Source organism: Aerococcus urinaeequi, assembly GCF_001543205.1.
GTDB lineage: Bacteria > Bacillota > Bacilli > Lactobacillales > Aerococcaceae > Aerococcus > Aerococcus urinaeequi.
This window is the reverse complement of record NZ_CP014162.1, coordinates 163,576-187,433: the sequence shown is the minus strand read 5'-3', so window position 1 is coordinate 187,433 and position 23,858 is coordinate 163,576. Positions and strand designations below refer to the sequence as shown.

Here is a 23,858-nt window from a genome sequence, read left to right as displayed (position 1 = left end):
AAGGGTAATTTACCATGTTTTTAAATGATCTGCGTAAAGCATTTCCCCAATCAACGATTAAATTTCACGAACCATTAAATAACTATACTTATACAAAAACGGGTGGACCAGCGGATGTTTTAATTTTCCCAGAGACACCAGAAGAAATCCAAGCACTTGTTCGTTTTGCCAATAAAGCCCACGAACCAATTTTAGTTCTTGGTAATTCTTCAAACGTAATCATTTCAGATGAAGGTGTGTCAGGTGTTGTCTTGATGCTGACTGAAATGGATTATATCCAAATTGACGGTACACACATTAAAGCTGGCGCTGGCTCTAAAATCATCGATGTGAGTCGTTCCGCAGGAGCTGAAGGCTTGACTGGTTTTGAATTCGCTTGTGGTATCCCAGGATCCACTGGTGGCGCTGTTTACATGAACGCAGGTGCATATGGCGGCGAAATTTCTGAAGTCCTAGTGGAAGTGGACGTAGTCACAAAAGCTGGCCGTATGTATACGCTGAAGAACGAAGACCTAAATCTCGCTTACCGCCATTCTGACCTACAAGAAACTGGGGACATTGTGGTTGAAGCCCGTTTTAAATTGAAAAAGGGCGACCTACAGTCAATCTTAGCTAAAATGGATGAGTTAACTTACCTTCGTGAATCGAAGCAACCGTTAGAGTATCCATCATGCGGTTCTGTTTTTAAACGACCAGAAGGCCATTTTACAGGGAAACTGATCCAAGAAGCTGAATTACAAGGCTACACTATTGGTGGTGCACAAATTTCGAAAAAACATGCTGGTTTCATTATCAACGTGGGTGGTGCTACGGCAACTGACTATATTAACATGATCCACCATATTCAAGAAGTGATTTGGGACCTGAATAAGGTAGTCCTTGAACCAGAAGTGCGTATTTTAGGTAAACGGTCTAAATACGATACAGTAGATGCTGCTTTCGGCAATTAGGAATTCACCAGCTATTAGATAGGATTTATATAACCATTCGCACGTAAATATTATTGAAAGGGGCATGGATTTATGTCCAATCCTTGGATACAATTTAAAAATATGTCGTTTACCTATGAGGGTGCAGGTAGACGGGCATTGAAAAATATCAATCTAACATTCTATCGCGGTGAAAAAGTGTTGATCATCGGGGCTAATGCCTCAGGTAAATCCACCCTAGTACGCGCCCTACGCGGAAAATTAGCGACCGACGAATTTCAAGGGACTATTGAAGGAGAGATTATCAATTACGACCTAGAAATGGAAACTATGGACGCAACAGCTATGGCAGATGCGGTGGACCATCACTTGGAGGAAACCCTAGAAGAAAACGGCAAGCGCAAGCGGTCAAGTGATTATATCCCTAATTTTTCGGAAGAATTAAAGCACCGTATTCTTGAACACCCGATCGAAGCGAATACTAGTTTAGAGCGCCTTTCAGAAGGGCAAAGAGACATTCAAAATTTTGTCAATAACGTCAACTATGAGCAATCCGTCTTTATTTTTGATGAGCCTTTAGCCAATTTAGCACCCCGCGCTGGGCAAATTTTCATCGATTTAGTAGATGACATTCACCATAATACTGACGCTACGATTGTCATGGTTGATTACCGGATTGAAGAAGTCTTATACCGTCCAGTTGACCGCGTCATCGTCCTTTCCGAAGGCCGGATTATTTTTGACGGGGATTCAGAGAAATTATTAAAACGGAACATTCTGAACAGTTTAGGTGTTGGCGAGCCAGCCTATGTATCCGCTATTCGTTATACCGGCTATCCTTTAGACAAGGTCCGCAACATATCAAACGTCAATTATTTACATGGTCCTGACCTAAAACGAACCATTGAATCTTGGCTGATGACCGTACCAAATTTCGTTCAAAAACGTAGTGACCAACCCATTTTGATCCTTGATAATGTATCCTACACTTATCCATGGCGGGACCAGCCCACTTTGCGCAATATTTCTACGAAAGTATTTAAAGGGGATATAATTGCTATTGTTGGGAAAAATGGCTCAGGCAAGTCCACTCTAGGGCAAATTATTGACGGTAATTTACATCCTGATGAAGGTACAATCACTTGGTTGGGTGAAGAGGTAACGCCGGCTAATCTAGCTCAAATGAGACAGGAAACGGTTTATATCCAACAAAATATTGACCAATCTATCCTTGATTTTACAGTTAAAGAATATTTGAAAGATATTGCTTCTAAATGTCATTATTCACCGGAAGAAGCTGAGCAAGTCATTCGCGCTTCATTGAAGCGAACAGGACTTATTTATGCCGCTGAATTAAAGATTGGACAATTATCATTTGGTCAACAAAAGCGCATTATGTTATCTTCAGCCTTGATCAATAAGCCGTCATTATTAATTATTGATGAGCCTTCGGAAGGGCAAGATTATCATCATTACAATGAATTTATGCAATATCTGTATCAGATTAATCAAGAACAAGACATTGCTATTATCATTAATACGCATAATACGGATCTTGTCTTGGAGTTTACTCGTCATGCTTGGGTTTTAGCTGACGGTGAGTTGATCGCAGATACACAACCGATTAGAATTGCGACGGACTATCGTTTAATTCAAAGAGCCTTCTTACGGGAGTCAAATCTATATATTTTTGCCCGTCAGATTGGTTTAATTGATCCATATAATTTTATCAAGAAATTTATGGATTATCATCGCGAGGTCAACCGATAAACGGTTTGAATTTGAGCGAATAAACATAAGGGAGGGTGTTTAATGCAAGAAACAGTGGATGCTAAGTCCGAACGTATCAAGTTATCAATACCTATTATTCTAGGGTATTTACCAGTCGGTTTAGCTTGTGGGCTATTACTTGCTGATGCAGGTCTAACCTGGTGGCAAGTTGCACTTATGAGTGGCTTAGTTTTCGGGGGATCCGCTCAATTTGTGGCAGCAGCGCTAATCGCACAACAAGCGGGTGTTGGCGAGGTTTTTATTTCTGTACTGTTACTTAGTTCCCGTCAAGCCTTATATAGTGTTTCTTTTGGCCCATACCTAAAACAGGTAGCGAATTTCAAGATTGCTTGGTTGAGTTATATGACAGCAGATGAAAGCTATGCGATCAATGTATCTAAATTTCAAAATGCTAGTCCGCAACAGCCTTGGACAATTGATGATGCCTTGTTTATATCCACATCCACTTGGGCTTCATGGATTATATTTACAGCCTTAGGTGCCTTATTTGGTACCTTTATCCAGATTCCAGAAGTAGTGAGTAATTTTGTTATGGTTGCTATGTTTATCGGTATTCTGGTACCAAACTTAAATAATCGGATGATGTTAAACACCATGCTATTCACAGGTATTATCGCTATTATTTTGATGGTTATTTTCCAATCATCCTATGTAATTATTATGGCAACTGCCATCGCACTAGCGGTTGTATTCTATTTCTTAAAGCGTCAAGAAAATCATCGCGTGACATAGGAGGGGTATCATGACATTATTTGTAGTTTCACTAGGATTTCTTTGTATCGCTGTGCGAGTTCTACCAGCACTTGTAATGCGGAATAGTAAGATCTCTCCAATGGTTTATAAGACAATGGCTTACCTACCTGTTACTATTTTTACAGCAATGATTTTTACCGATATATTTTTCTGGGAAAGCCATTTCAACCTCAACCTCTTTGAGAATATCAAACTCATTCCTGCACTTGTATCTATATTTGTCGCCTACCGATTTAAAGATATTATCAAGACAATCATCGCTGGTGTCGGCACAATTGCACTATTATATTTCTTATTTTAACTTTTTTTGAAAAAAGGGCTAAACTTAATCAAGCTAGCCACCAGACTATGACATTAGCGCATGGTCTTTTTTTATAGACAGATATTGGGCAAAATGAACAAAGTATTGTTTAAAATTGTGGGGTATGAAAGTGGCGAATTTTACTTAAAGCGGTTACACTTTAAGTAATCACTATTGAATTTAAAATTATTGGAGGGTTCACTTTATGGGATACAAAAATAATAATACAGGTTACCGTGAAGGTTTACTGGAAAATCGATCAATCATTAAAAAGAATAATTATGCTATTTTAACGCATGATGGCCTAGTGAACAATGTGGTTCCTGGTTTTGAAAATACACGTATTTCAATTCTTGGTTCACCACGAATGGGTGCAAGTTTTTCTGATTTTATCGCTGAATTTGAAAAAAATGGTAAAAATACCCTTGGATTTGGTGGTCCAGGTATTGAAACTTTTGTATATGTTATCAAAGGTAATTTGATTGTCGCAGATGAGGCAGGTAATAAAGATGCGTTAACTACAGGAGGCTATGCCTTTTTCCCAGTAGATGAAAAGATGTACTTTGAAAATGGCCAGACAGAAACTACAGAAGCATTCTTGTACCAAAGAAAATATGAACCACTAGCTGGTTATCAAGCACATAAAGTTATTGGTAATAAAGATTCAGTTCAACCGATTGAATATGAAGGTATGAAAGATGTTTTACTATGGGACTTGTTGCCGACAGATGATTTAGGTTTTGATATGAATTTCCACATATTGTCATTTTCACCTGGTGCAAGCCATGGTTACATTGAAACGCATTATCAAGAACATGGGGCTTATTTATTATCTGGTAAAGGGATGTATAATTTAGACAATAATTGGTATCCAGTACAAAAGGGTGATTACATTTTTATGGCAGCTTATACACCGCAAGCGGCTTATGCGACTGACCGTGAGGAGCCGTTGACCTATGTTTATTCTAAGGATGCTAACCGTAACCCAGGAGTTTAAGTGAAATAGGAGGATAAAGTATGTCGGCACATCATGAAGAAAAAATGATCAAGGTTAGCCCAGAGCGTTTATATGACTTGATGAACCAAAAATTACAAGCAGCTGGATTAGATCAAAATCAAGCGGAAGAAACTGCTAAGCATTTAACATTTGCGGATATGGCGGGTATTCATTCCCATGGAGCTGTGCGAGTAGAATATTATGCAGAACGAATCAACAAGGGTGGGATTACGAACCAGCCAGTGATGTCATTTGAACAAACAGGACCTTCAACTGGTATTTTTCATGGCGATAATGCTCAGGGACATTATGTAGCAAACGAAGCCTTAGTTCCGGTGATTGAAATGGCCAAAGAGAGTGGCGTAGCTGTTGTAGGTATATCTAAAATGGGCCATTCGGGTACCTTGTCTTACTACATGCGAAAAATTGTAGAAGCAAATTTAGTAGGTATTGCGATGTGTCAATCAGACCCAATGGTAGTACCGTTTGGTGGTGCTGAAAATTATTTTGGTACCAATCCAAAAAGAAGCAGGTGTCGGTCAAATCGGTGCTGGTACCGTTCGCGCACCATTAGCAGCCTTTGAAAAAGCTTTAGTAGCGTATGCCGAATCAATTGGTATTCATGTAGATGAAAATTAATTTAAATAGTGAAGATAATAATCGCTCATCAAGTTACTTGGTGAGCGATTATCTCACTAAAATACTCTTAGCCAAGCCGCGCTTAACCGGTAGGATAGAAAGTATTTTTGAAAAAGGTTTTAATTTGTTGATTCAGGAACAACTGATATTTGTAGGAACAGATGAAAATAATCTATCGGCTTTTGGCATAGTTATACCTAGACAGACATTTGGAAAAATCAAAAGTGAGATTTCTGTAGGTCAACAAGTGAGACTAGAATCGACGGTTGAAAATAATCACTTTATTCACTTAAAGTGGACTATTTATAGTCGACCAAGAACAATACTAGTTGAAATGACAGATATAAAAATAGTAGCTACAGGTTTGCCAAAACTTGCAATAAAACAAGTGCTTAAACCTGAAGTTATGAATGCTTTTAACCAAGATGTTATATGGAAACAATCTGGATTTACGAGATCAGAGTACCTAGAAAATTACTATATGCAGTTACGAAATTCCTGGAATAATGATCTAGCCAAGCATTTGATTGGTGCCGGTATTGGTTTAACCCCAAGTGGTGATGATTTCTTGCAAGGTTATATCATGATGGCATTAGTCACAGGAGTTGATGAACAACATGTGATTCCTGCTATTCAATCAGCTTTAGAGAAGCGGACCACTACTAGAGTGTCTTTTAATTACTATCAAGTTTTATTTAAAGGCCATGTAAATTATATGTGGCTGAATGTTTTTCAAGCAATTGAGAATCAAGATATCACTGGTCTACAAAATGCAATTCAACAAGTTCAACAATATGGTGCTACCTCAGGCAATGATATATTGCTTGGTGTACGAACATATTTAAATCTTTATAAAAGTAAGTATATAAAGGGAGAAAATTATGGGTAAAAAAATTGTCGTCGCTTTAGGCGGAAATGCTATTTTATCAGATGATCCTACTGCAGAAGGGCAAATAGCTGCACTTCGCTATACAAGCGAGCGATTAATCGAGTTGGTGAAGCAAGGTCACCAAGTTATCATTAGTCATGGAAATGGCCCTCAAGTAGGAAATTTAATGTTACAACAAGATGCTGCAGCGTCAGCTGAAAACCCCGTCTTACCACTTGATGCGTTAGTGGGAATGACTCAAGGTAGTATTGGTTATTGGTTACAAAACACTTTAAACGAAGCATTAGCCAAAGAAGGTTTGGATAATAAGGTAGCTACTTTAATTACGCAAGTAGTAGTAGACCCAGAGGATCCAGCCTTTGCTAACCCAACTAAGCCAGTGGGGCCTTTCTTAACAAAAGAAGATGCTGAACGCCTTAGCGCTGAAAACGGTGACCAATATGTTGAGGATGCAGGGCGAGGCTACCGAAAAGTTGTCGCATCACCAAAACCACAAACAATAGTTGAATATCCAATTATTAAATCACTTATTAACCAAGACTTTATCACAATCTCTGCAGGTGGGGGTGGCATCCCTGTTGAAGAAGCTGAATTTGGTTATAAAGGTGTAGAAGCGGTTATTGACAAGGATTTTGCGTCAGCAAAATTAGCTGAATTAGTCGAAGCTGATTACTTGTTTATTTTAACGGGTGTAGATAATGTTTACGTAAACTACAATCAACCTAATCAAGAGAAACTAGAAGAAGTAACTGTTGATCAATTAAAAGGTTGGATTGCAGAAGATCAATTCGCACCTGGCTCTATGCTACCCAAAGTTGAAGCAGCTATTTCTTTAGTTGAAAATCGTCCAGAAAGTAAAGTAGTGATCACTTCATTAGAGAATATTGAAGCTATCTTTGGTGGCGGGTCAGCTACAGTCGTTTCCGCTAAATAAGCTAAACAAAAAAGAGTGTCCTCTATTAACCTAGGGGACACTCTTTTTCCTTTGTTCATACAGTATTCTATTGATTTTAGCAAACTATTGGAAGACTATTTTTAGCTTAGTTTTGACTTCTAGATGCAAAGTATTCGATATTAATTCGGCGTAATCTTGACCATTCAGCTGGTTTTCCGGTAATCATGAGGTCAGTATTTCTTAATTCATTTAAGTTCTGACAATCTAATACCATCATTAGTAAACGTAATTGCTCGTCGTAAGATTTTACCATCTCAATCGTAGCATCAACGCCTTCACTAAGAACAGAATGTAAAAATTGTCCTGACATACCCACAGCTGATGCACCTAAAGCTAAAGCCTTCATCATCTGCAACGGATCTTTAATCCCCCCTGAAGCGACGATTGCTGTTTGGCTCATTAATGGTTGTGCCTCTAATAAAGAAATCACTGTAGATTGTCCCCAATCAGCCATATAAGAGAATTCCTTGTTTTCACGGCGGGCATTCTCGATATTGGCAAAATTAGTACCACCAGTACCTGATACGTCAATCGTATTGACACCTAAACTTTGAAGGTGATGCATGGTTTGATATGACATACCAAAACCAACCTCTTTGACCATAACTGGTCTGTCTAGGTTTTCGACAATATCCACAATATGGTCTTCTAATTTTCTAAAATCACGATCACCTTCAGGCATCACGATCTCTTGTGCCGTATTTAGGTGGATTTGTAGTGCATCTGCATCAAGCAAGTCCACAGCTCGTTTGGCAGCTTCTAAGTCCTTGTCTGCGCCTACGTTTGCCATTACAAAGCCATTTGGATTAACCTCACGTATAATTGTAAATGAATCTGCTACAGAAGGGTCTTTTAAAGCAGCTGATACTGAGCCAGAGGCCATTGGTAAATGACATTCACGGGCCACTTCAGCAAACATGCCATTAATCTTTTTAGTCCAAGCAGAACCACCAGTCATCGCATTAATATAGAAAGGGCGGTCAAATTGCTGTTTGAACAATGTTGTAGACAAGTCGATATTATGAAACTCTTGGTGGGATAATGAGGGATGGACAAAGCGGACAGATTCAAAATCGGTAGGTGCTGTTTGATACTGCATTTCAGCATTGTGCACATGGGCATCTTTACGGTTCATATTATCTCTCCTGTTCATTTCTTTGCCAAAAGGCGAAAGGTAAAACGACAAGGTCGTTTTCTCGCCATGTGGCTTGGACATTTTTAGCTTCATCAGCTTGACTAGAAATTGCATAAGCACAGTCACCAGCACCAGCGCCGGAAATTTTGGCAACAGACTTATCTGATGTAACTAATTTTAGTGCTTTCTTAAATGACTTGGTTAAATACGGCTTATTCAGTGTTTGTGTGTAATTTAAAATATTTTCAAAATTATCCTTAATAGCAGATTTAAATAAAGACCATTCATTCATTTGAATAGCTGCCTTAGCCATTAACACTTGACGTTTAGCCAATTGTTTAAAAGTCGACATAATTTCTTCTAATTCTCTTTCAGAAATATGGTGGGCTACCATTTTTAGTAAGTCTTCAGTCGATGCCTTTTCTTTAGACCAAACTAGGGATAAAGTCCAGTCTGGGTCAATCGGCAATTGTTCAATCATCAACTCGGGCCAAAATTCTTCAATTAAGTGATGGATATCTTCCCCAGTAGATTTAGCTTGTTGGTTAAACCATTCACGGTCAAAATTTTGATAATAAATGACACCAGTTTGAGCGCTAGCTGCTACATCACCAAGGGAACCAACCATACCTAGCTGTGCTTGGGTAATCGCTACTAGCTTATATACCCGGTAAACCCATTGAGACTCGGTAATATTTTGGTCTAATTTATAATATTTTAAAAGGGCAGATACTACAGCTACTGAAATAGCGCCGGAAGATCCTAAACCGTATTTGGTGCCATCTGCAGCATCAAGATCAGAAGTGATTTCTAAATCAAAGTAATCAGGAGTTGTTGCTGACTTCATACCAACTGCTTCAGCGTATGCCATCACAGTTTGTATAGCTTGCCAGATTAAGGGGAATTCCCCAGCTTCTGGATCGTCAGAAACAACTTGACCATTGACGTCGTAGGTCCAAGCAAGTGGATGGTCAGCTTGGTTGGTGATTAAATAGCCATTTTGCCCGGAATTTGCCTCTAAAGTGAGGTGTAAGAAGGCGTCAACAGTCGTTAACAAGGCAGCTTGGCCAGAACTCACCACTGCATATTCGCCCGCAAGGAATAATTTCCCCGGTACGGCCACCTTGATGGCATCTGTATCGTTATTCGTATGGATTATCGTGCTATCATTATAAGATTGCGCCATCGTCATACTCCCATCTATCTAAGGGTTTAATCCCAGGTCCAGCAGTCGTTTGGATAAAGTTCATATCTTTAAACCGTTCTGCAAAAAAGGCTTCCACCTCGTCCATCTGGCTTGCTTTACATAAAACTTTCACGTTCGGTCCAGCGTCAATTGTATAGTAAGCCAAAACGCCAGTCGCGCGTAAATCTTGGACTACTTGAATGGCTTTAATAGTATCTGGTTCGAAATAAGTGAATGACGGATCAGAAGCCATAGTTGTTGCATGCATCCGCATGGCGTTGGCTTCAGCAATTTCACCCATCAATTGGAAATCTTGCTCGGCAATGGCCGCTTTAATCCGTTCTAAATCAATCATATTTTGACGTACCCATTCAGGGTAGAAAGGCGACGTCCGCAAGGTATGGGCCATCCCTTCACGAGAAGATACGCGTTTCTCAGCGGTGTTAATGGCCATAATGACCATACCAACATCCCAAGAGGCGTCGTCAATTTCAACTGCCATAGAATTTTCATTGCTGGTCCCTTTTTGCCATTCAACAAAGCCACCAAAAATGGACCGGGTTGCTGAACCAGAACCTCGTCGCGCAAATGTCGATAGGGCCTGGTCAGAAATCTGATCTTCTAAATTCAAAGCCTGTCTAGTAGCCGCCGCTAGGGCAGAAAATGCCGATGAAGAAGAAGCCAATCCAGCCGCAGTGGGCACATGATTGACACTTTCTACCTTAGCGCGCAAGTCTAGGCCAGCTTCTGCTCTAAACATGTCTAAAAACTTGCTGATTTTTGTCGTATCCGCTTCATTGCCTAATTGATTGTTTAAATAGAAAACATCCGCGTCCAACTCACTCAAAAAAGTCACGCGTGTGTCTGTATACAAGGCGTCTAAAGTGAGCGACAAACTAGATGTAGTGGGGATAAATAGGTCCTTATTCGCCTTACCCCAATATTTAATTAATGCAATATTGGTGTGCGCCCGGTAAGCGCCTTGAAAAACTGACATCTCGATTCTCCCTCAAAAAATTTTCTTTCCCTTATTATAACCGATTTTTACAGATTACGCCCACTATTCGCCGGCATTATCATCTATAGGTGATGATTTAAAAGGCACCACCCAGCTCGCCACCGCCATATTCTCCTCTTTTAAGGCTTTAGCCAAAAGGGCAGCCTTGTTCTTGCTGTCACACAAGGCGAAATAGCAACCCCCACGTCCACCACCAGTTAGCTTGGCTGCGCCGGCTCCATTCGCTTCCGCAAAAGTGACGCCCGCTTCAAGTTCAGGACTGGATACTTGTAAAGCCCGCAAGTGCTGGTGGGCATCCTTAAACGTGCGACAAATAGCCGTAAACCACTGTTCATTGGCCATTTTGGCAGAATCTAATTCAACTAAATCAATAAAACGCGTAGCGGCTTCACCAAGCTGACGCAAGTTATGTTCAACAGCTTGTCGGCGGGTAATAAAAGCTGAATTCAAACCAGCTGCCACGTCAGATACCGCATTTTTAGTGTTACCGTGAATGCCAGTATCTGCAACCACCAACCAATAAGGGGTGTCGAAATGAACAATCGTCATTGGTTGATTTTTTTGATAAATCAAAGGGACACCAAGACCGGCCACGCGTGCATCCAAACCAGAAGGATTGCCGTGACTAATTTTTTCAGATAAGTCTACGTATTTTAATAGTTGGTCTTCTGTAAGGGGAAGTTCATAGTAATTGTAGAAAGCGCGGACCAAAGCCGTTGCCATAGCTGCTGAAGAACCCATACCACGCTCAGCAGGTATAGATGAGTGGATATTGATCAGCCAGTGACTCTGGTTTTGAGTCATTAAATTCGCTCGTAATTGGTCATAAACAGCTAGCAAATTCTGCAAATCAGATGGTGCTTGGTGGAGTGGTCCTTCATATAAGTCACTCACTAAATAAGCATTGGTTTGAATCTGTTCAATGGTGACTGTCATTTCTACCGCATGAAAGGGTAGGGCTACAGATGGATACCCATGAACCACGGCATGTTCACCCATAATAATGATTTTCCCGTTGGCTTTACCAGTCGCTTTTTTCATACTTTCACTCCTATTCTTTTCTATTATATACAATATTTACAGAGGCCAACACCTTTGAAAACGAATTAAGTATAAATTTATCAAATTATTAAATGTTGCCAGATTAAAATCCGAACAATATTTTAATTAACATCGATAAAATCCTAGTAATCACAAATGTTAAATGCTAGAATAAAGATGAAATTCGAAAAAGGAAGTGAAAACATGAGTGTCCAACAATCAATGCAAGATATTGAAAAAATCATTGTACTTGATTACGGTAGTCAATATAACCAATTGATTACACGTCGTATTCGTGAGTTTGGCGTTTATTCAGAACTATTATCACATAAACTAACAGCTGACGAAATCATGGCGAAAGGTAATGTTAAAGGAATTATCCTATCGGGCGGTCCAATGTCAGTGTATGCAGATGGCGCTTTTTCAATTGATGAAGAAGTATTTGATTTAGGAATTCCAGTTTTAGGGATTTGCTATGGTATGCAATTAATGACATTTAAAAATGGTGGGGTAGTCGCTCGCTCCGATAAACGTGAATATGGTCAACAACCGTTATTTATTGATAAAGCAGATTCAGCCATTTTTAAGGGGTTAGAAGCAGAAGAATTAGTGTTAATGAGCCATTCTGACCGTATTGAAGAAATTCCTGAAGGATTTGAAGTCACTGCACGCGGTGAACATAGTCCAGTAGCAGCCTTTGAAAACACTGAAAAACAATTCTATGGTTTCCAATTCCATCCAGAAGTTCGTGCATCAGTTCACGGTAACGATATGTTACGTAACTTTGTCTTCGATATTTGTGGTGCACAAGGGTCATGGACGATGGAAAAATTCATCGACATTAAAATCCAAGAAATTCGTGAATTAGTTGGTGATGGTAAAGTATTACTAGGCCTTTCAGGTGGGGTAGACTCATCAGTTGTAGGTGTATTATTACAAAAAGCTATCGGTGACCAATTAACTTGTATCTTCGTAGACCACGGTTTATTACGTAAAAACGAAGCAGAAGAAGTAATGGAAACACTAGGTGGTAAATTTGGTTTAAACATCATCAAAGTAGATGCTGAAGACCGCTTCCTAAGCAAATTAGCAGGCGTATCTGACCCAGAACGTAAACGTAAAATTATCGGTAACGAATTTGTTTACGTATTTGACGACGAAGCACAAAAAATTAAAGACGTTGATTATTTAGCGCAAGGTACTTTATACACAGACGTTATTGAGTCAGGTACAGATACAGCGCAAACCATCAAGTCTCACCATAACGTTGGTGGCTTACCAGAAGACATGACTTTCTCATTGATCGAACCTTTAAATACCTTATTTAAAGATGAAGTACGTGCAGTAGGGACAGAACTAGGTATGCCAGATAAAATTGTTTGGCGCCAACCGTTCCCAGGGCCAGGTTTAGCTATCCGTATTATCGGTGAAGTAACCCCTGAAAAACTAGAAGTCGTTCGTGAATCTGACTTCATCTTACGTGATGAAATTAGAAAACAAGGTCTAGAAGGCGACATCTGGCAATACTTTACAGTCCTACCTGGTTTCAAATCAGTAGGGGTAATGGGTGACGAGCGTACTTACGAATATACAATTGGTATACGTGCCGTAACCTCAATCGACGGTATGACATCTGAATGGGCACGCATCCCTTACGACGTATTAGACACCATTTCTAAACGTATCGTAAACGAATGTGCACACATCAACCGCGTAGTCTTAGACATTACGAGCAAGCCGCCTGCAACCATCGAGTGGGAATAAATTAAAACCTTTAGGAACGTTGATATGTCAGCGTTCCTTTTTTATAGTGGTACTATTTTGGTACTAAATGTAAACCTTACAGAGTCATTTTAAATGTACTTTGTAAGGTTTTTTATTTTAATAATCTTTCAAATAGTATTTACTTTTATTTCAAAGTTAGAAAATTGGAAAAAATAGTAAGATTGTTATTTATGAAAAATATTGTTGATTGTAATTTATAAGATGTAAGATAAAAGTTATATTATCTCAACACTCAAAAGAAAGGATTTGAACAAATATGCAAAATTTTTTCAAATGGCTAAATAGTAAAAATCAAGAATTTCGTAATGGATTTATAGAAATTAAGTTTGCTACTTTAACTATTGGTATAATTATTTTAGAAGTACTTTTTATTTCTTATTTTAATTCCCAAATTCACCCCTTCGTTGAAGATGCTATCATTACCAGCGGAAATGAGAACATTATTGGATTAGCATTTGAAACTTTGACACACTTAATCATTTTATATTTGGTAATGTTACCTCTCAGTCTAGCCTTCACTGTATATTCAAAAAAAGATACTTTGATAAATAGAATTTCAAATAAAATTTTAGAAATGTGTATCGAAATATTTAAAGATATATTTATAGCTGGAATTGTTGGAATAAGCGCTTATATCGCACTAAATACACTTAAAGGATAATTATAGTCCGAATTAGATGGATAAATAAATAACTACAAAAAGGAACTCCGTTTTTAAGAGTTCCTTTTTGCAATCCATATTCAATTTTTTGAATCATTCTTCAATATAACCAGTTACTATTTTTGTACATTGTTATTGGTAATTTCTGTTAATGTTGTTTTTCTTTCTTTACCGATAACTAGAGGTACGTATTCGTTTAATACTTCTGAATAATCTAAGCCAAAGGCTGAAGCAGTTGGTTGAACATGTTCTTTAATAAACAATTTAAGTTGCATAACTTGGCGCTCAATAGAGCTGAGCTCAGAGGTTTGAGAAAGTTTCTCATGAATAATAACGAATTGGAAGTCACCAACTTCTCTACCAGGTGTTATGGTATATCTCTGTGGTTGTTTTGGCAAACGACCACTTGTCATTAAGTCATGGATAATCTGGCGAATATAAACATTAATCTCTTGAGTGACCTTGAATCCGAGATGTAATTTCACTTTAACGATATAGTCTGTATCCATCATATCGACCTCATAAGCTTTTGTATAAGGCTCATCGGTTACAACAACATTTACAAACCAATATACCCTAGCTTTTTTGGGACGTTTATCAAGGATGGAATAGATATATTGCCGCCCGATGATAGAGTCATTCATATGAGCAACTAAGAAAACGACATTTGTTTGATTTAAAGGCAATGAGGAATCTTTTCGTAATTCACCAATTTGGTCAAGGTAATCATGGATATCAATAAGGTCTTCTGTCTTGGCTTCTATTTGATTTCCCCATTGCCATATCACCATGACGAATAAAATGATCGTCGCAATAATAGCGGCAACATAACCACCATGAAAGAATTTGGTAATACTTGAAATGAAGAAAATCCCTTCAATGAAAAATAATGGGCTATACAACACCTGTAGAACGCCTTCAGGAAGAACTGGCCGATTTACAAGCAGATTAAGGTGTTTTGTTGGTTCTATAGGATAAGAGAATAGATTAGCTGAGTCAAGAGCCGCTTTGCTCCTTCTCTTGACTCAGCTAACCTATCCTCTTGGGTCAGAACCACCAACAACTCACCTGAAAAATGGTAAGGGATGAAACACTCCCTGCCGTCAATGGCTTCAAAGCATTGGTAATACTGGATTATTGAGTAATTCGCTGTCTATAAAGGTTTTTAAAATTTTTTATGCATTTGATATTGCAATTAAGCGTTATTCGACATAGGAGATTAAAGTTTTATAAACAGTAGGGTAAGAGCATATTCACATGTAGTTAAACAAATATTCTAGCTGGTAGTTTCTATGGATTAGCTTATTAGAGCGACAAAAAAAGTAACAGCAATTAATCTGTTACTTTATAATAAAATATTATTCATTTGCTTCGATGCTTTCATCAAGTAATGCGAATTCTAGCGCATTTTTATCTAGTATTTCAATAATATTTGGACGTGGTTGCGAAATAAGCTGGTCCTTAGTTAATTTAGATAAGCAACGACTAAAAGTTTCTGGGGACATTCCAAGATACGAAGCTGTAGCTTTCTTGGTTGTTGCTAATTTTACTTTTAAAGAATCTTGTTTTTCGCTCATATGCAATAAGTATTGAATCAATCGCGTTTTCGTCGAGCTTGTAGTTATGCCAGTCGTTTGCTGTTCGGCATCATCAAGACGGCGGGCCATTTCACCTAAAAGTTCGATAGCTATTTGTGGATGGGCTAATAAAACTTGTTCAAAATCGTCTTTTTTAATGGCACATAGCTTGCTAGGCTGAGTTGCTTCAATATAATAGTCATAATGACGTTCCTCAAATAATGACATTTCACCTACAAAATCACCTTGTTGTAGTATGCGAATCAATTGTTCCTTTCCTGATGCAGCTAGGCGATAAACTTTTAACTGGCCTTCTTGTATTAGGTAGAGTGATTGCAACTTTTCGCCTGCAGCGTAAACTAATTTTCCTGCCGAAACATTTTTTTCAGTAATGTAGTTTTGGATTGATTGGATATCTTCAACGATTAATCCCTGAAATAAGGGCATTGTACTGACACAATGATGATATTTTGTAAAATCAATTGTCTTTTTCATATCCACCGATCCTTTCTTAATATATTATAGCACAATAAAACGTCCACTAGTTTTGAATTGCTAGTGAACGTTTATTGAGAGTTGTGTGCAATTTAAGCTTATTTTTCTTTGCTAGCGTCGTAATTTACTGCGCGAACAGTTACTTCAATTGAATCGCTAACTGCTTTAGAGTAAGGGCAAACCTTATGTGCTTCGTCCGCTAATTTTTGAACTTCTAAAGTATCAAGGTCACGAATAGCAACAGTAATTTCTACAGCTAATTGGAAGTCTGCAGCATCAGGTTTCTTGTATAGGCGCACAATATTTGTAACTTGTGAATCTTCACGCACTTTGTGTTGACCTTTAACAATTTCTAAAGCACCGTGAAAACAAGCGCTATAACCTAAAGCAAACAATTGCTCAGGGTTTTGGCCAGCTCCAGAACCACCCATTTCTTTAGGGGTAGTAATTTTTACTTCATAAGAGCCATCATCTAAATAGCTAAAACCATCACGACCACCTGTATTTGTAGCTTCTGTTTCATAAATTTTTTGATAATCAGACATATTGAACACTCCTTTTCTTTTGATAACTTTAGTATAGATTCTAGTAAGCGTTTCTACCTTGACCTAGGTCAAGGATGCCAAATATATTTAAATATGAAAAATCTTAAAATTTAATAGCCGATGATAAATTTAGTGTTATTGCAAACTTTTTAATAAGATGAATATTAAAAGTGATACATATTTTGGAGGAAATTTCTGATATTATTGGAAAGATTAGAAAGCAAAGAAGGTTTTACCAATTCCGAACGACAGATTGCAGATTATATTTAAAAAAATCCTACAAAAATTCAAAATTTGACTGCAACTGAATTGGGTAGTAATTCTTATACGAGTAAGGCAACCGTTTTACGATTATGTCAAAAACTAGACTTGTCGGGCTATAGCGATTTGCGTATGACATTGATAAAGTAAATCTCGAAAAAAGATCGATTAAACCAACGTAGAAATGGGATTCATATCATAAGAATTGGTGGTCACAAATCAGTAACGCTTAAAGAAATGTGTCATGAATATATTGTGATTGATGATAAGAATCATGTTTTTAATATTGAGTCGATTGGTACTTATACGGCGATGATTTTTGTTTTAGATGTTATGTACTTGGATTTAATGTCTAAAAATTATGAAGAAAACTTAAGATCATCAATTGAGGTATATAAGGACCATTAGTAGGATTATAAACATTCACTTTAATAAGTTTAAGAAAGGTATGACTGTGTGTTATGCCTTTTTTGATACCCAAAGGTTCAAAATTGAAGCCTAAGTTTCACTAAAATTTGAACCTTTAGTCCAATATCATGGCTAAATCCCAAATCACAAGGCTGAGATGCTATAGTTTGGACCGAGAAAGCGCTTTATATAAATTAAATGGAGCAATACTATGAACGATAAACAATTAGCTGAGCATATTGCTTTCGATTAATTCAAAGGTGTGAAGTATGCCGAAGGTAATATGAGCTTTGTCTTTATAGATGATACGAATTCACAGATTGTTGATGGGTTGGGAGATCGCAGAAAATTCAAGCTACGTGATTACTTTTTTGCCTATCCATTGAAGACTCGTCAGAAAGTTCAGACAGTTACAATGGACATGTACATGCCTTATATGGAAGTTGTAAGAGAGGTATTTCCCAACGACAAAATCATTATTGATCGCTTCCACTTATTTCAAGCTTTAAATCGAGAATTGAATAAGTTACGTATTGAAGTAATGAATACCTTCAGAGTTCCTGACCATAGATTGTACAACAAGTATAAAAGGTATTGGCGACTATTATTACTGCCCCGAGAAAGACTAAGCTCATGGGATTATCAATCATTCAAGTTATTCGATTGGCTTACGAATACCGGTGGTATTTTAGATTATTTACTGGATAAGAATCCATTATTAAAAAATACCTATAATGTCGTCCATAACTTGCGTGAGGCACTCCAAGAGAACGTTTCTGAAGCATTTAAAGCTCAGTTAGCGCAGTCCAAATTAGTTAAATTACCAAGCGGATTAAGACGTGTGCTACGTACATTTACCAAACTTCAAAGATATTGGGCATACTTTCAAATATAACCACTTAACGAATGGCCGAATAGAAGGTTTGAATAATAAAATTAAGGTCTTAAAACGGATTGCCTATGGATACCGAAACTTCCAAAATTTTAGAACTAGAATATTAATGACGAACAAGCTATATCTAAATGAAATATCGGTAGTACAAGCAGCCTAAGGGCTGCTCCAAAAGCATATTATAAAGATAAAAATGAATAATGGAAAAGAGTATATAAAAAACCAGGCAATCTAATGATTACCTGGTAGACATTACTCATCAGTCCTATTTGACGAAGAGCCAAAATTTAGTCTAACTTTTTGGGTCCCCTATACTGTCTAGGGATTTTTGTGTCTTATAATTCTTTATAATAAATCAAGTCTATTTGTTCGTCGTCTGCCATGAAGAAGGAATGTTGACTAATATGGCGAAAGCCCATTTTGCTGTAAAAATTAAGTGCGCGTTGATTATGTTCCCATACGCCCAACCAAATACCAGCCACACCTAGACTACGTGCAATTTCTTCAGCAGCTTGAATTAATTTTGTGCCATATCCGTGGCGTAGAAAAGCTGTTCGCACATAAATCCTTTCGACTTCAAGGAGATTGTCGCCCACATATTCTGACTGTGCTTCGCCCACATTCAATTTAAGATAACCCATAGTTTCATTATTCTCCTTCAAAAAGAAGAATTGGCTGTTAGTTTCTGCTAATTCAGCCGTGAGTTTCTCTCGGTTATAGGCATCCTCCAAGTAAATCCGCATATTTTCATCCGAATTAAATTCCCCAAAAGTGTCCGTATAAGTTTCGATTGAGACAGCTCTTAACTCGTCTACATCGGCTAGGGTGCATTGCTGTAATCGTGCCATAAATGACCATCCTCCTACATCATTAATTTCTTATATAGTAACCTAAATACGCTTAAAAATTAAAGTATAAACATATAAGAATGACTTTAGCATAAACAATAAGCCATTTGACAGTTTAAAAATACCCATTTATGGCGTGAAATTGTAAAGATATATATACAATCTTTACACAAATTATATTTATCAAAGTCGGTATAGCGGTATATTTGCCTTTATTTAGTTGATGATAAAGGGCTTTTTATCGTTTTTTATTTGATATATAAAATCAATTAAGTGTAAAGAAATCGAATTAAAGACTTTACTGATTATTTTCAAAACTAATACTTAAAATTGATTGGAAGTTAATATTGGTAGTTTAAGATAAATAGCGGAGTTAAAAATTTGAGATCAATTTTCGGGAGGAAATAAGGACAATGAAATTTAACAAGAATATTATGCGCTTTGGTGTGGGGTTATTATCAGCTGCATTATTAGCTGCATGTGGAAATGCTAGTGCAGGTTCTGAATCATCTAACTCATCTACTGGTGCTGCAGAGGGCGAAACTGAATTAGTATTCTGGCATGGTATGGGTGGGTCTACTGGTGAAGCACTACAAAAAATCGTTGACCAATATAACGAGTCGCAAGATGAAGTTTTCGTCAATGCGCAATATCAAGGAACTTATGATGAAACATTAACAAAATTACGTTCATCTGCCTCTGGTTCTGATGTTGGTGCCGACTTAGTTCAAGTATTTGAACAAGGGATGACATTCATGATCGACTCAGGTTTAACAGTACCTGTTCAAGATTACGTTGACGAATCTGGATTTGAATTAGGCGACCTAGAAGAAAACTTATTAGCTTACTATACGAAAGATGACACTTTATACTCTATGCCATTCAACTCATCTACACCGTTAATGTACTACAATGCGGACCTATTTGAGCAAGCTGGTATCGAAGAAGCACCAACTACATTTGAAGAAATTATTGAAATTTCACCACAATTAACTGAAGCTGGCGTTGAAATGCCAATGTCATTAACTATCTATGGTTGGTACGTTGAGCAATTTATCAACAAAAATGAAGAAGACATGTACAACAATGGTAACGGCCGTGAAGCTGCACCAACAGAAGTTGCATTCGACCAAAACGGTAGCATGTTACGTGCCTTAGAAACTTGGAAGAAAGCACAAGATGAAGGTGTAGCACCTAACGTAGGACGTACAGGTGGACAAGCTGAGTTCGTTTCAGGTCAATCAGCAATTACTTTAGCTTCAACAGCAACATTACGCCAAATCTTAACAGAAGTTGACGGCCGATTCGAAGTAGGTACTGCTTACTTCCCAGCATTATCTGCAGAAGATGAAGGTGGCGTTTCAATCGGTGGTGCATCTCTATGGATGATCGAATCTGAAGATGAAGCTAAGAAAGATGCTACTTGGGACTTCATGCAATACCTAGTAACACCTGAAGTTCAAGCGCAATGGAATGCAGACACAGGTTACTTTCCTGTAAACAAAAATGCCCATGACGAACAAGTATTCAAAGATAACTTAGCAGAATTCCCTCAATTCCAAACAGCGATTGACCAATTACATGATGCAAGACCTGAAGATCAAGGTGCTTTATCTGGTGTAAACCAAGAAGCACGTATGTACTTCGAAGCAGAATTAGAGCGTCTATTAAATGATGAAATCACTGCAGAAGAGGCAGTTCAAAATATGGCTGATCAAACAAATGCAGCGCTTGAGAACTACAATGCGACGAATCAATAAGATTTAGACTTTGTACAGCCGGAAGCTTTTTCCGGCTGTTTTATATTTTGAAAGGAGCACAATTTTGGAACGTACAGATGAAATTGTAATCATTAAAGCGAAGAAGACCTTGGGTGAACGAATCCAACCTTATATGTACTTGTTACCAGCTTTGTTAGTTTTAACAATATTTATGTTTTGGCCTTTTATCCAAACGATTTTCCGTTCGCTATATCTAACAGATTCTTTCGGTCAAATGTCTCAGTTTCTTGGATTGAGAAACTATGCTGAATTACTTGCCAGTAAATCATTCTGGAACTCTATGATAGTATCATTCCAGTTTGTTTTGATTGTTGTACTTTTTGGTGTGACAGTCGGACTAATAGCGGCTATGCTATGTCAACGGTCATTTCCTGGGATTAGATTTTTCTCTACCTCTTATGCGATGCCAATGGCTATTGCATCTGCAGGTATGGCCATGATTTTCCAAGTCATGTTAAACCCGACGGTAGGGATTGTAAACAAGTTAATCGGCACTAATCAGAACCTTTTAACTCATCCGGCATGGTCTCTTGTAGTTGTAGGGATTTTAACTGGCTGGTTAAATTCAGGGATGAACTTTTTATATTTCTCTTCTGGATTAGCGAGTATTGATGATTCTTTATATGAAAGTGCCTCAATTGATGGTGCCAACAGTTTTCAAAAATTTATCAATATTACCATTCCTTCATTAGGGCCAACTTTCTTCTTTGTTATTGTAACCAATGTGATTAACACCTTCCAAGGTTTCGGTCAAATCAATATCTTGACTAAAGGAGGTCCAGGTGAAGCAACGAACGTAATTGTTTACGATATTTACAAGAATGCCTTTATGAATTACCGGTATGGATTTGCCTCAGCAGAATCAGTCGTTTTATTTGTCATCATTATGATTTTAACTATTATCATGTTCATCATTCGAGGAAGGAGTAATAAATAATGGCCAGCACGCAAGCAAATTCAACAGCAGTTACTAACCGTAATAAACAAGATCAAAAATATTTGATGCAGCAAAGAGTTCAACAAATAGGCGTAATTGTCCTTAACGTTATCATGTGGCTTTTTATGATGTTTCCTTTAATTTATGCCGTATTAATGGCCTTGAAACCATCAGCTGAATTATATGATCCAAGTTCAATTCTATTCCCGCAAAACCCAACGTTAACAAACTTCGTTCAAGTTTTTGATATCGCCCCTTTAGGTCGTTATATCGTCAACTCAATTATCGTAGCAACATCTGTTACCTTATTGCAGATTCTGACATCCTTATTAGCCGGTTTTGCTTTCAGATTTGTAAATTTCAAAGGCAGTAAATTAGTGTATGCCATAATCCTTTCTACCATGATGGTACCAGGTGAAGCGGTAATTATCTCTCAATTCTTGATGGTATCTGGTTGGGGCTTAAATGATTCAATTATTGTGTTGATCCTGCCATTTATGGCTTCAGCATTTAACATCTTTTTATGTACACAAGCGCTACAAAACTTCCCTTATGAAATTTATGAAGCAGCTAAAATGGATGGGTGTAAAGATTTACGATTTGTATTTGAAATTATGTTCCCATTACTGAGACCAACGCTTGGTTCGATGGCCGTTCAGTCATTCCTTGCAGGTTGGAACATGTACATGTGGCCGTTACTAGTAACGAATAACGATAATGCGCGAACTGTTCAAATTGGGATTTCAATGTTGAATAGTGTAGACTCACAATCATTAGTTTTAATGGTAGCGGGTGTTATTATTTCAATGATACCTAGTCTAGCCATCTTCGTTATCGGATCTAAGAACATGGTTAAAGGTTTAACTGCAGGGGCAGTGAAAGGTTAATAGGAGGATAAAATGGCAAAAGTTCAATTAAATAAAGTCGGTAAAATTTATGAAGATGAATTTAAAGCAATCCATAATATCGATTTAGACATCGAAGATAAAGAATTTATTGTATTTGTAGGACCATCTGGTTGCGGCAAATCGACTACCCTACGTATGATCGCAGGATTAGAAACTATTTCTGAAGGGGAATTACGTATTGGTGATGAGGTTGTCAACAACGTACCTGCAAAAGACCGTGACATCGCAATGGTTTTCCAATCATACGCCTTATACCCACATATGAATGTTCGTGACAATATTGCCTTCGCAATGAAAATGGAAGGTATTTCGAAAAAAGAACGTTATGCAAAAGTTGAAGAAGTAGCGAAATCACTACAACTAACAGAATACTTAGACAAGAAGCCAGGTGCCTTATCTGGTGGACAGCGTCAGCGTGTGGCTTTAGGTCGTGCGATGGTACGTAATCCAAAAGTCTTCTTATTAGATGAACCATTATCAAACTTAGATGCGAAATTACGTGTATCGATGCGTTCTGAAATCGTTGAATTACACCGTCAATTAAAAACTACCTTCATCTATGTCACACATGACCAAACCGAAGCGATGACAATGGGGACACGTATTGCAGTCTTAAATGCTGGTCGCGTTGAACAATTTGATACACCAGAAAACTTATACAATAATCCAGTGAATCGTTTTGTTGCGGAATTCATTGGCAGTCCACAAATGAACTTAATAAACGGTCGGTTAGTAAAAACTAAAAATGGTACGGCAATTGAATCAAGCGAGGAAATCTTCCCATTACCTCAAGAGATGCAGGATAACATTTTAGTAGAAGCAACTGGTCAAGAAATTCAAATTGGTTTACGCCCAGAGCACTTTGAATATAAGAATGACCGTTTTGATAACCAGACTATTTTAGTTCAAACGAAAAATGTTGAACAAGTGGGTGCAGATACCTTCGTCTACTTTGATTTCCATTCTTCAGAACGTGAAATGACAGCGCGCTTAAGTCCAGCGAGAAGAGTGCCAACACATGCTGATGTGTATTTACAAATTGATATAAATAAAGCATACTTATTTGATAAAACAACAGGTAATTCAATTTTAAACCGTCGTTACCACGAAGAATAAGGAGTGAACC

22 protein-coding genes and 3 pseudogenes are annotated in these 23,858 nt (G+C 37.8%); 17 read left to right on the top strand and 8 right to left on the bottom strand.

Going from position 1 to position 23,858, the window contains the following annotated elements; translation table 11 throughout:
• Positions 1-14: 14 nt before the first annotated feature.
• The 8 genes and pseudogenes from murB (at position 15) to arcC (ending at position 7,233) form a co-directional block, all read left to right on the top strand.
• Positions 15-950, top strand: a complete 936-nt coding sequence (gene murB / locus AWM74_RS00880; protein WP_026466233.1) for a UDP-N-acetylmuramate dehydrogenase — start codon at positions 15-17, stop codon at positions 948-950.
• A 72-nt stretch (positions 951-1,022) separates the two neighbouring features.
• Positions 1,023-2,699 (top strand): ATP-binding cassette domain-containing protein, encoded by a 1,677-nt coding sequence (locus AWM74_RS00875; RefSeq protein ID WP_026466232.1) that lies wholly within the window; start codon positions 1,023-1,025, stop codon positions 2,697-2,699.
• Positions 2,700-2,741: 42 nt separating this feature from the next.
• On the top strand, positions 2,742-3,452 hold the full coding sequence (locus AWM74_RS00870; RefSeq protein ID WP_026466231.1) for an AzlC family ABC transporter permease: 711 nt from the start codon (positions 2,742-2,744) through the stop codon (positions 3,450-3,452).
• 10 nt (positions 3,453-3,462) lie between these two features.
• Entirely contained in the window at positions 3,463-3,774 is a 312-nt protein-coding gene (locus AWM74_RS00865; RefSeq protein ID WP_026466230.1) for an AzlD domain-containing protein, read from the top strand.
• A gap of 205 nt (positions 3,775-3,979) precedes the next feature.
• Complete coding sequence (gene allE / locus AWM74_RS00860; protein ID WP_026466229.1) at positions 3,980-4,771, top strand: (S)-ureidoglycine aminohydrolase; 792 nt, start codon at positions 3,980-3,982, stop codon at positions 4,769-4,771.
• Between the two features lie 44 nt (positions 4,772-4,815).
• A pseudogene (locus AWM74_RS00855) lies at positions 4,816-5,292 on the top strand (Ldh family oxidoreductase); the annotation flags it as partial.
• A gap of 107 nt (positions 5,293-5,399) precedes the next feature.
• Positions 5,400-6,299, top strand: coding sequence for an oxamate carbamoyltransferase subunit AllH family protein (locus AWM74_RS00850; protein ID WP_026466228.1), 900 nt, complete (start codon positions 5,400-5,402; stop codon positions 6,297-6,299).
• A complete protein-coding gene (gene arcC / locus AWM74_RS00845; protein ID WP_060774336.1) occupies positions 6,292-7,233 on the top strand; it encodes a carbamate kinase in 942 nt (313 codons plus the stop codon). Before AWM74_RS00850 ends, arcC begins: the two co-directional genes overlap by 8 nt.
• A gap of 106 nt (positions 7,234-7,339) precedes the next feature.
• Here arcC and fni read toward each other — a convergent pair whose 3' ends face one another.
• The 4 genes from fni to mvk all read right to left on the bottom strand — a co-directional run bounded on the left by fni (position 7,340) and on the right by mvk (position 11,634).
• Positions 7,340-8,389 carry a type 2 isopentenyl-diphosphate Delta-isomerase gene (fni, locus tag AWM74_RS00840; protein ID WP_026466226.1) on the bottom strand — a complete coding sequence of 350 codons (1,050 nt, stop codon included), beginning with the start codon at positions 8,387-8,389 and terminating at the stop codon, positions 7,340-7,342.
• 1 nt (position 8,390) lies between these two features.
• A complete protein-coding gene (locus AWM74_RS00835; protein ID WP_026466225.1) occupies positions 8,391-9,575 on the bottom strand; it encodes a phosphomevalonate kinase in 1,185 nt (394 codons plus the stop codon).
• Complete coding sequence (gene mvaD / locus AWM74_RS00830) at positions 9,559-10,572, bottom strand: diphosphomevalonate decarboxylase (RefSeq protein ID WP_026466224.1); 1,014 nt, start codon at positions 10,570-10,572, stop codon at positions 9,559-9,561. The genes AWM74_RS00835 and mvaD overlap by 17 nt, the downstream gene beginning before the upstream one ends.
• 63 nt (positions 10,573-10,635) lie before the next feature.
• A complete protein-coding gene (gene mvk, locus AWM74_RS00825; protein WP_026466223.1) occupies positions 10,636-11,634 on the bottom strand; it encodes a mevalonate kinase in 999 nt (332 codons plus the stop codon).
• Between the two features lie 204 nt (positions 11,635-11,838).
• Between mvk and guaA the strand changes: the two genes are divergently transcribed.
• Both guaA and AWM74_RS00815 read left to right on the top strand, forming a co-directional pair.
• On the top strand, positions 11,839-13,398 hold the full coding sequence (gene guaA, locus AWM74_RS00820) for a glutamine-hydrolyzing GMP synthase (protein WP_026466222.1): 1,560 nt from the start codon (positions 11,839-11,841) through the stop codon (positions 13,396-13,398).
• 277 nt (positions 13,399-13,675) lie between these two features.
• Positions 13,676-14,080 (top strand): hypothetical protein, encoded by a 405-nt coding sequence (locus AWM74_RS00815; protein WP_026466221.1) that lies wholly within the window; start codon positions 13,676-13,678, stop codon positions 14,078-14,080.
• Positions 14,081-14,196: 116 nt separating this feature from the next.
• Here the strand turns inward: AWM74_RS00815 and AWM74_RS00810 are convergent.
• The 3 genes and pseudogenes from AWM74_RS00810 to AWM74_RS00800 all read right to left on the bottom strand — a co-directional run.
• Positions 14,197-14,961: pseudogene (locus AWM74_RS00810) on the bottom strand (KUP/HAK/KT family potassium transporter); the annotation flags it as partial.
• Between the two features lie 477 nt (positions 14,962-15,438).
• Positions 15,439-16,152, bottom strand: a complete 714-nt coding sequence (locus AWM74_RS00805) for a Crp/Fnr family transcriptional regulator (protein ID WP_026466220.1) — start codon at positions 16,150-16,152, stop codon at positions 15,439-15,441.
• 98 nt (positions 16,153-16,250) lie between these two features.
• A complete protein-coding gene (locus AWM74_RS00800; RefSeq protein WP_026466219.1) occupies positions 16,251-16,697 on the bottom strand; it encodes an organic hydroperoxide resistance protein in 447 nt (148 codons plus the stop codon).
• A gap of 282 nt (positions 16,698-16,979) precedes the next feature.
• On the opposite strand from AWM74_RS00800, the pseudogene AWM74_RS09605 reads away from it, so the two are divergent.
• From AWM74_RS09605 to AWM74_RS09600, 3 genes and pseudogenes are all read left to right on the top strand, one after another.
• Positions 16,980-17,108: pseudogene (locus AWM74_RS09605) on the top strand (MurR/RpiR family transcriptional regulator); the annotation flags it as partial.
• A 541-nt stretch (positions 17,109-17,649) separates the two neighbouring features.
• Positions 17,650-18,261: an ISL3 family transposase gene (locus AWM74_RS00795; RefSeq protein ID WP_051218259.1), complete on the top strand. Its 612-nt coding sequence runs from the start codon at positions 17,650-17,652 to the stop codon at positions 18,259-18,261.
• On the top strand, positions 18,206-18,418 hold the full coding sequence (locus tag AWM74_RS09600; protein WP_081665658.1) for a transposase: 213 nt from the start codon (positions 18,206-18,208) through the stop codon (positions 18,416-18,418). The genes AWM74_RS00795 and AWM74_RS09600 overlap by 56 nt, the downstream gene beginning before the upstream one ends.
• A gap of 175 nt (positions 18,419-18,593) precedes the next feature.
• On the opposite strand, the gene AWM74_RS00790 is transcribed toward AWM74_RS09600, so the two are convergent.
• Positions 18,594-19,106 carry a GNAT family N-acetyltransferase gene (locus tag AWM74_RS00790; RefSeq protein ID WP_026466218.1) on the bottom strand — a complete coding sequence of 171 codons (513 nt, stop codon included), beginning with the start codon at positions 19,104-19,106 and terminating at the stop codon, positions 18,594-18,596.
• 413 nt (positions 19,107-19,519) lie between these two features.
• On the opposite strand from AWM74_RS00790, the gene AWM74_RS00785 reads away from it, so the two are divergent.
• The 4 genes from AWM74_RS00785 (at position 19,520) to AWM74_RS00770 (ending at position 23,848) form a co-directional block, all read left to right on the top strand.
• Entirely contained in the window at positions 19,520-20,866 is a 1,347-nt protein-coding gene (locus AWM74_RS00785; protein WP_026466217.1) for an ABC transporter substrate-binding protein, read from the top strand.
• A 64-nt stretch (positions 20,867-20,930) separates the two neighbouring features.
• Positions 20,931-21,824 (top strand): carbohydrate ABC transporter permease, encoded by an 894-nt coding sequence (locus AWM74_RS00780; protein ID WP_034258222.1) that lies wholly within the window; start codon positions 20,931-20,933, stop codon positions 21,822-21,824.
• Complete coding sequence (locus AWM74_RS00775; RefSeq protein WP_026466215.1) at positions 21,824-22,711, top strand: carbohydrate ABC transporter permease; 888 nt, start codon at positions 21,824-21,826, stop codon at positions 22,709-22,711. Before AWM74_RS00780 ends, AWM74_RS00775 begins: the two co-directional genes overlap by 1 nt.
• Before the next feature lie 12 nt (positions 22,712-22,723).
• A complete protein-coding gene (locus AWM74_RS00770; protein ID WP_026466214.1) occupies positions 22,724-23,848 on the top strand; it encodes an ABC transporter ATP-binding protein in 1,125 nt (374 codons plus the stop codon).
• Positions 23,849-23,858 lie beyond the last annotated feature (10 nt).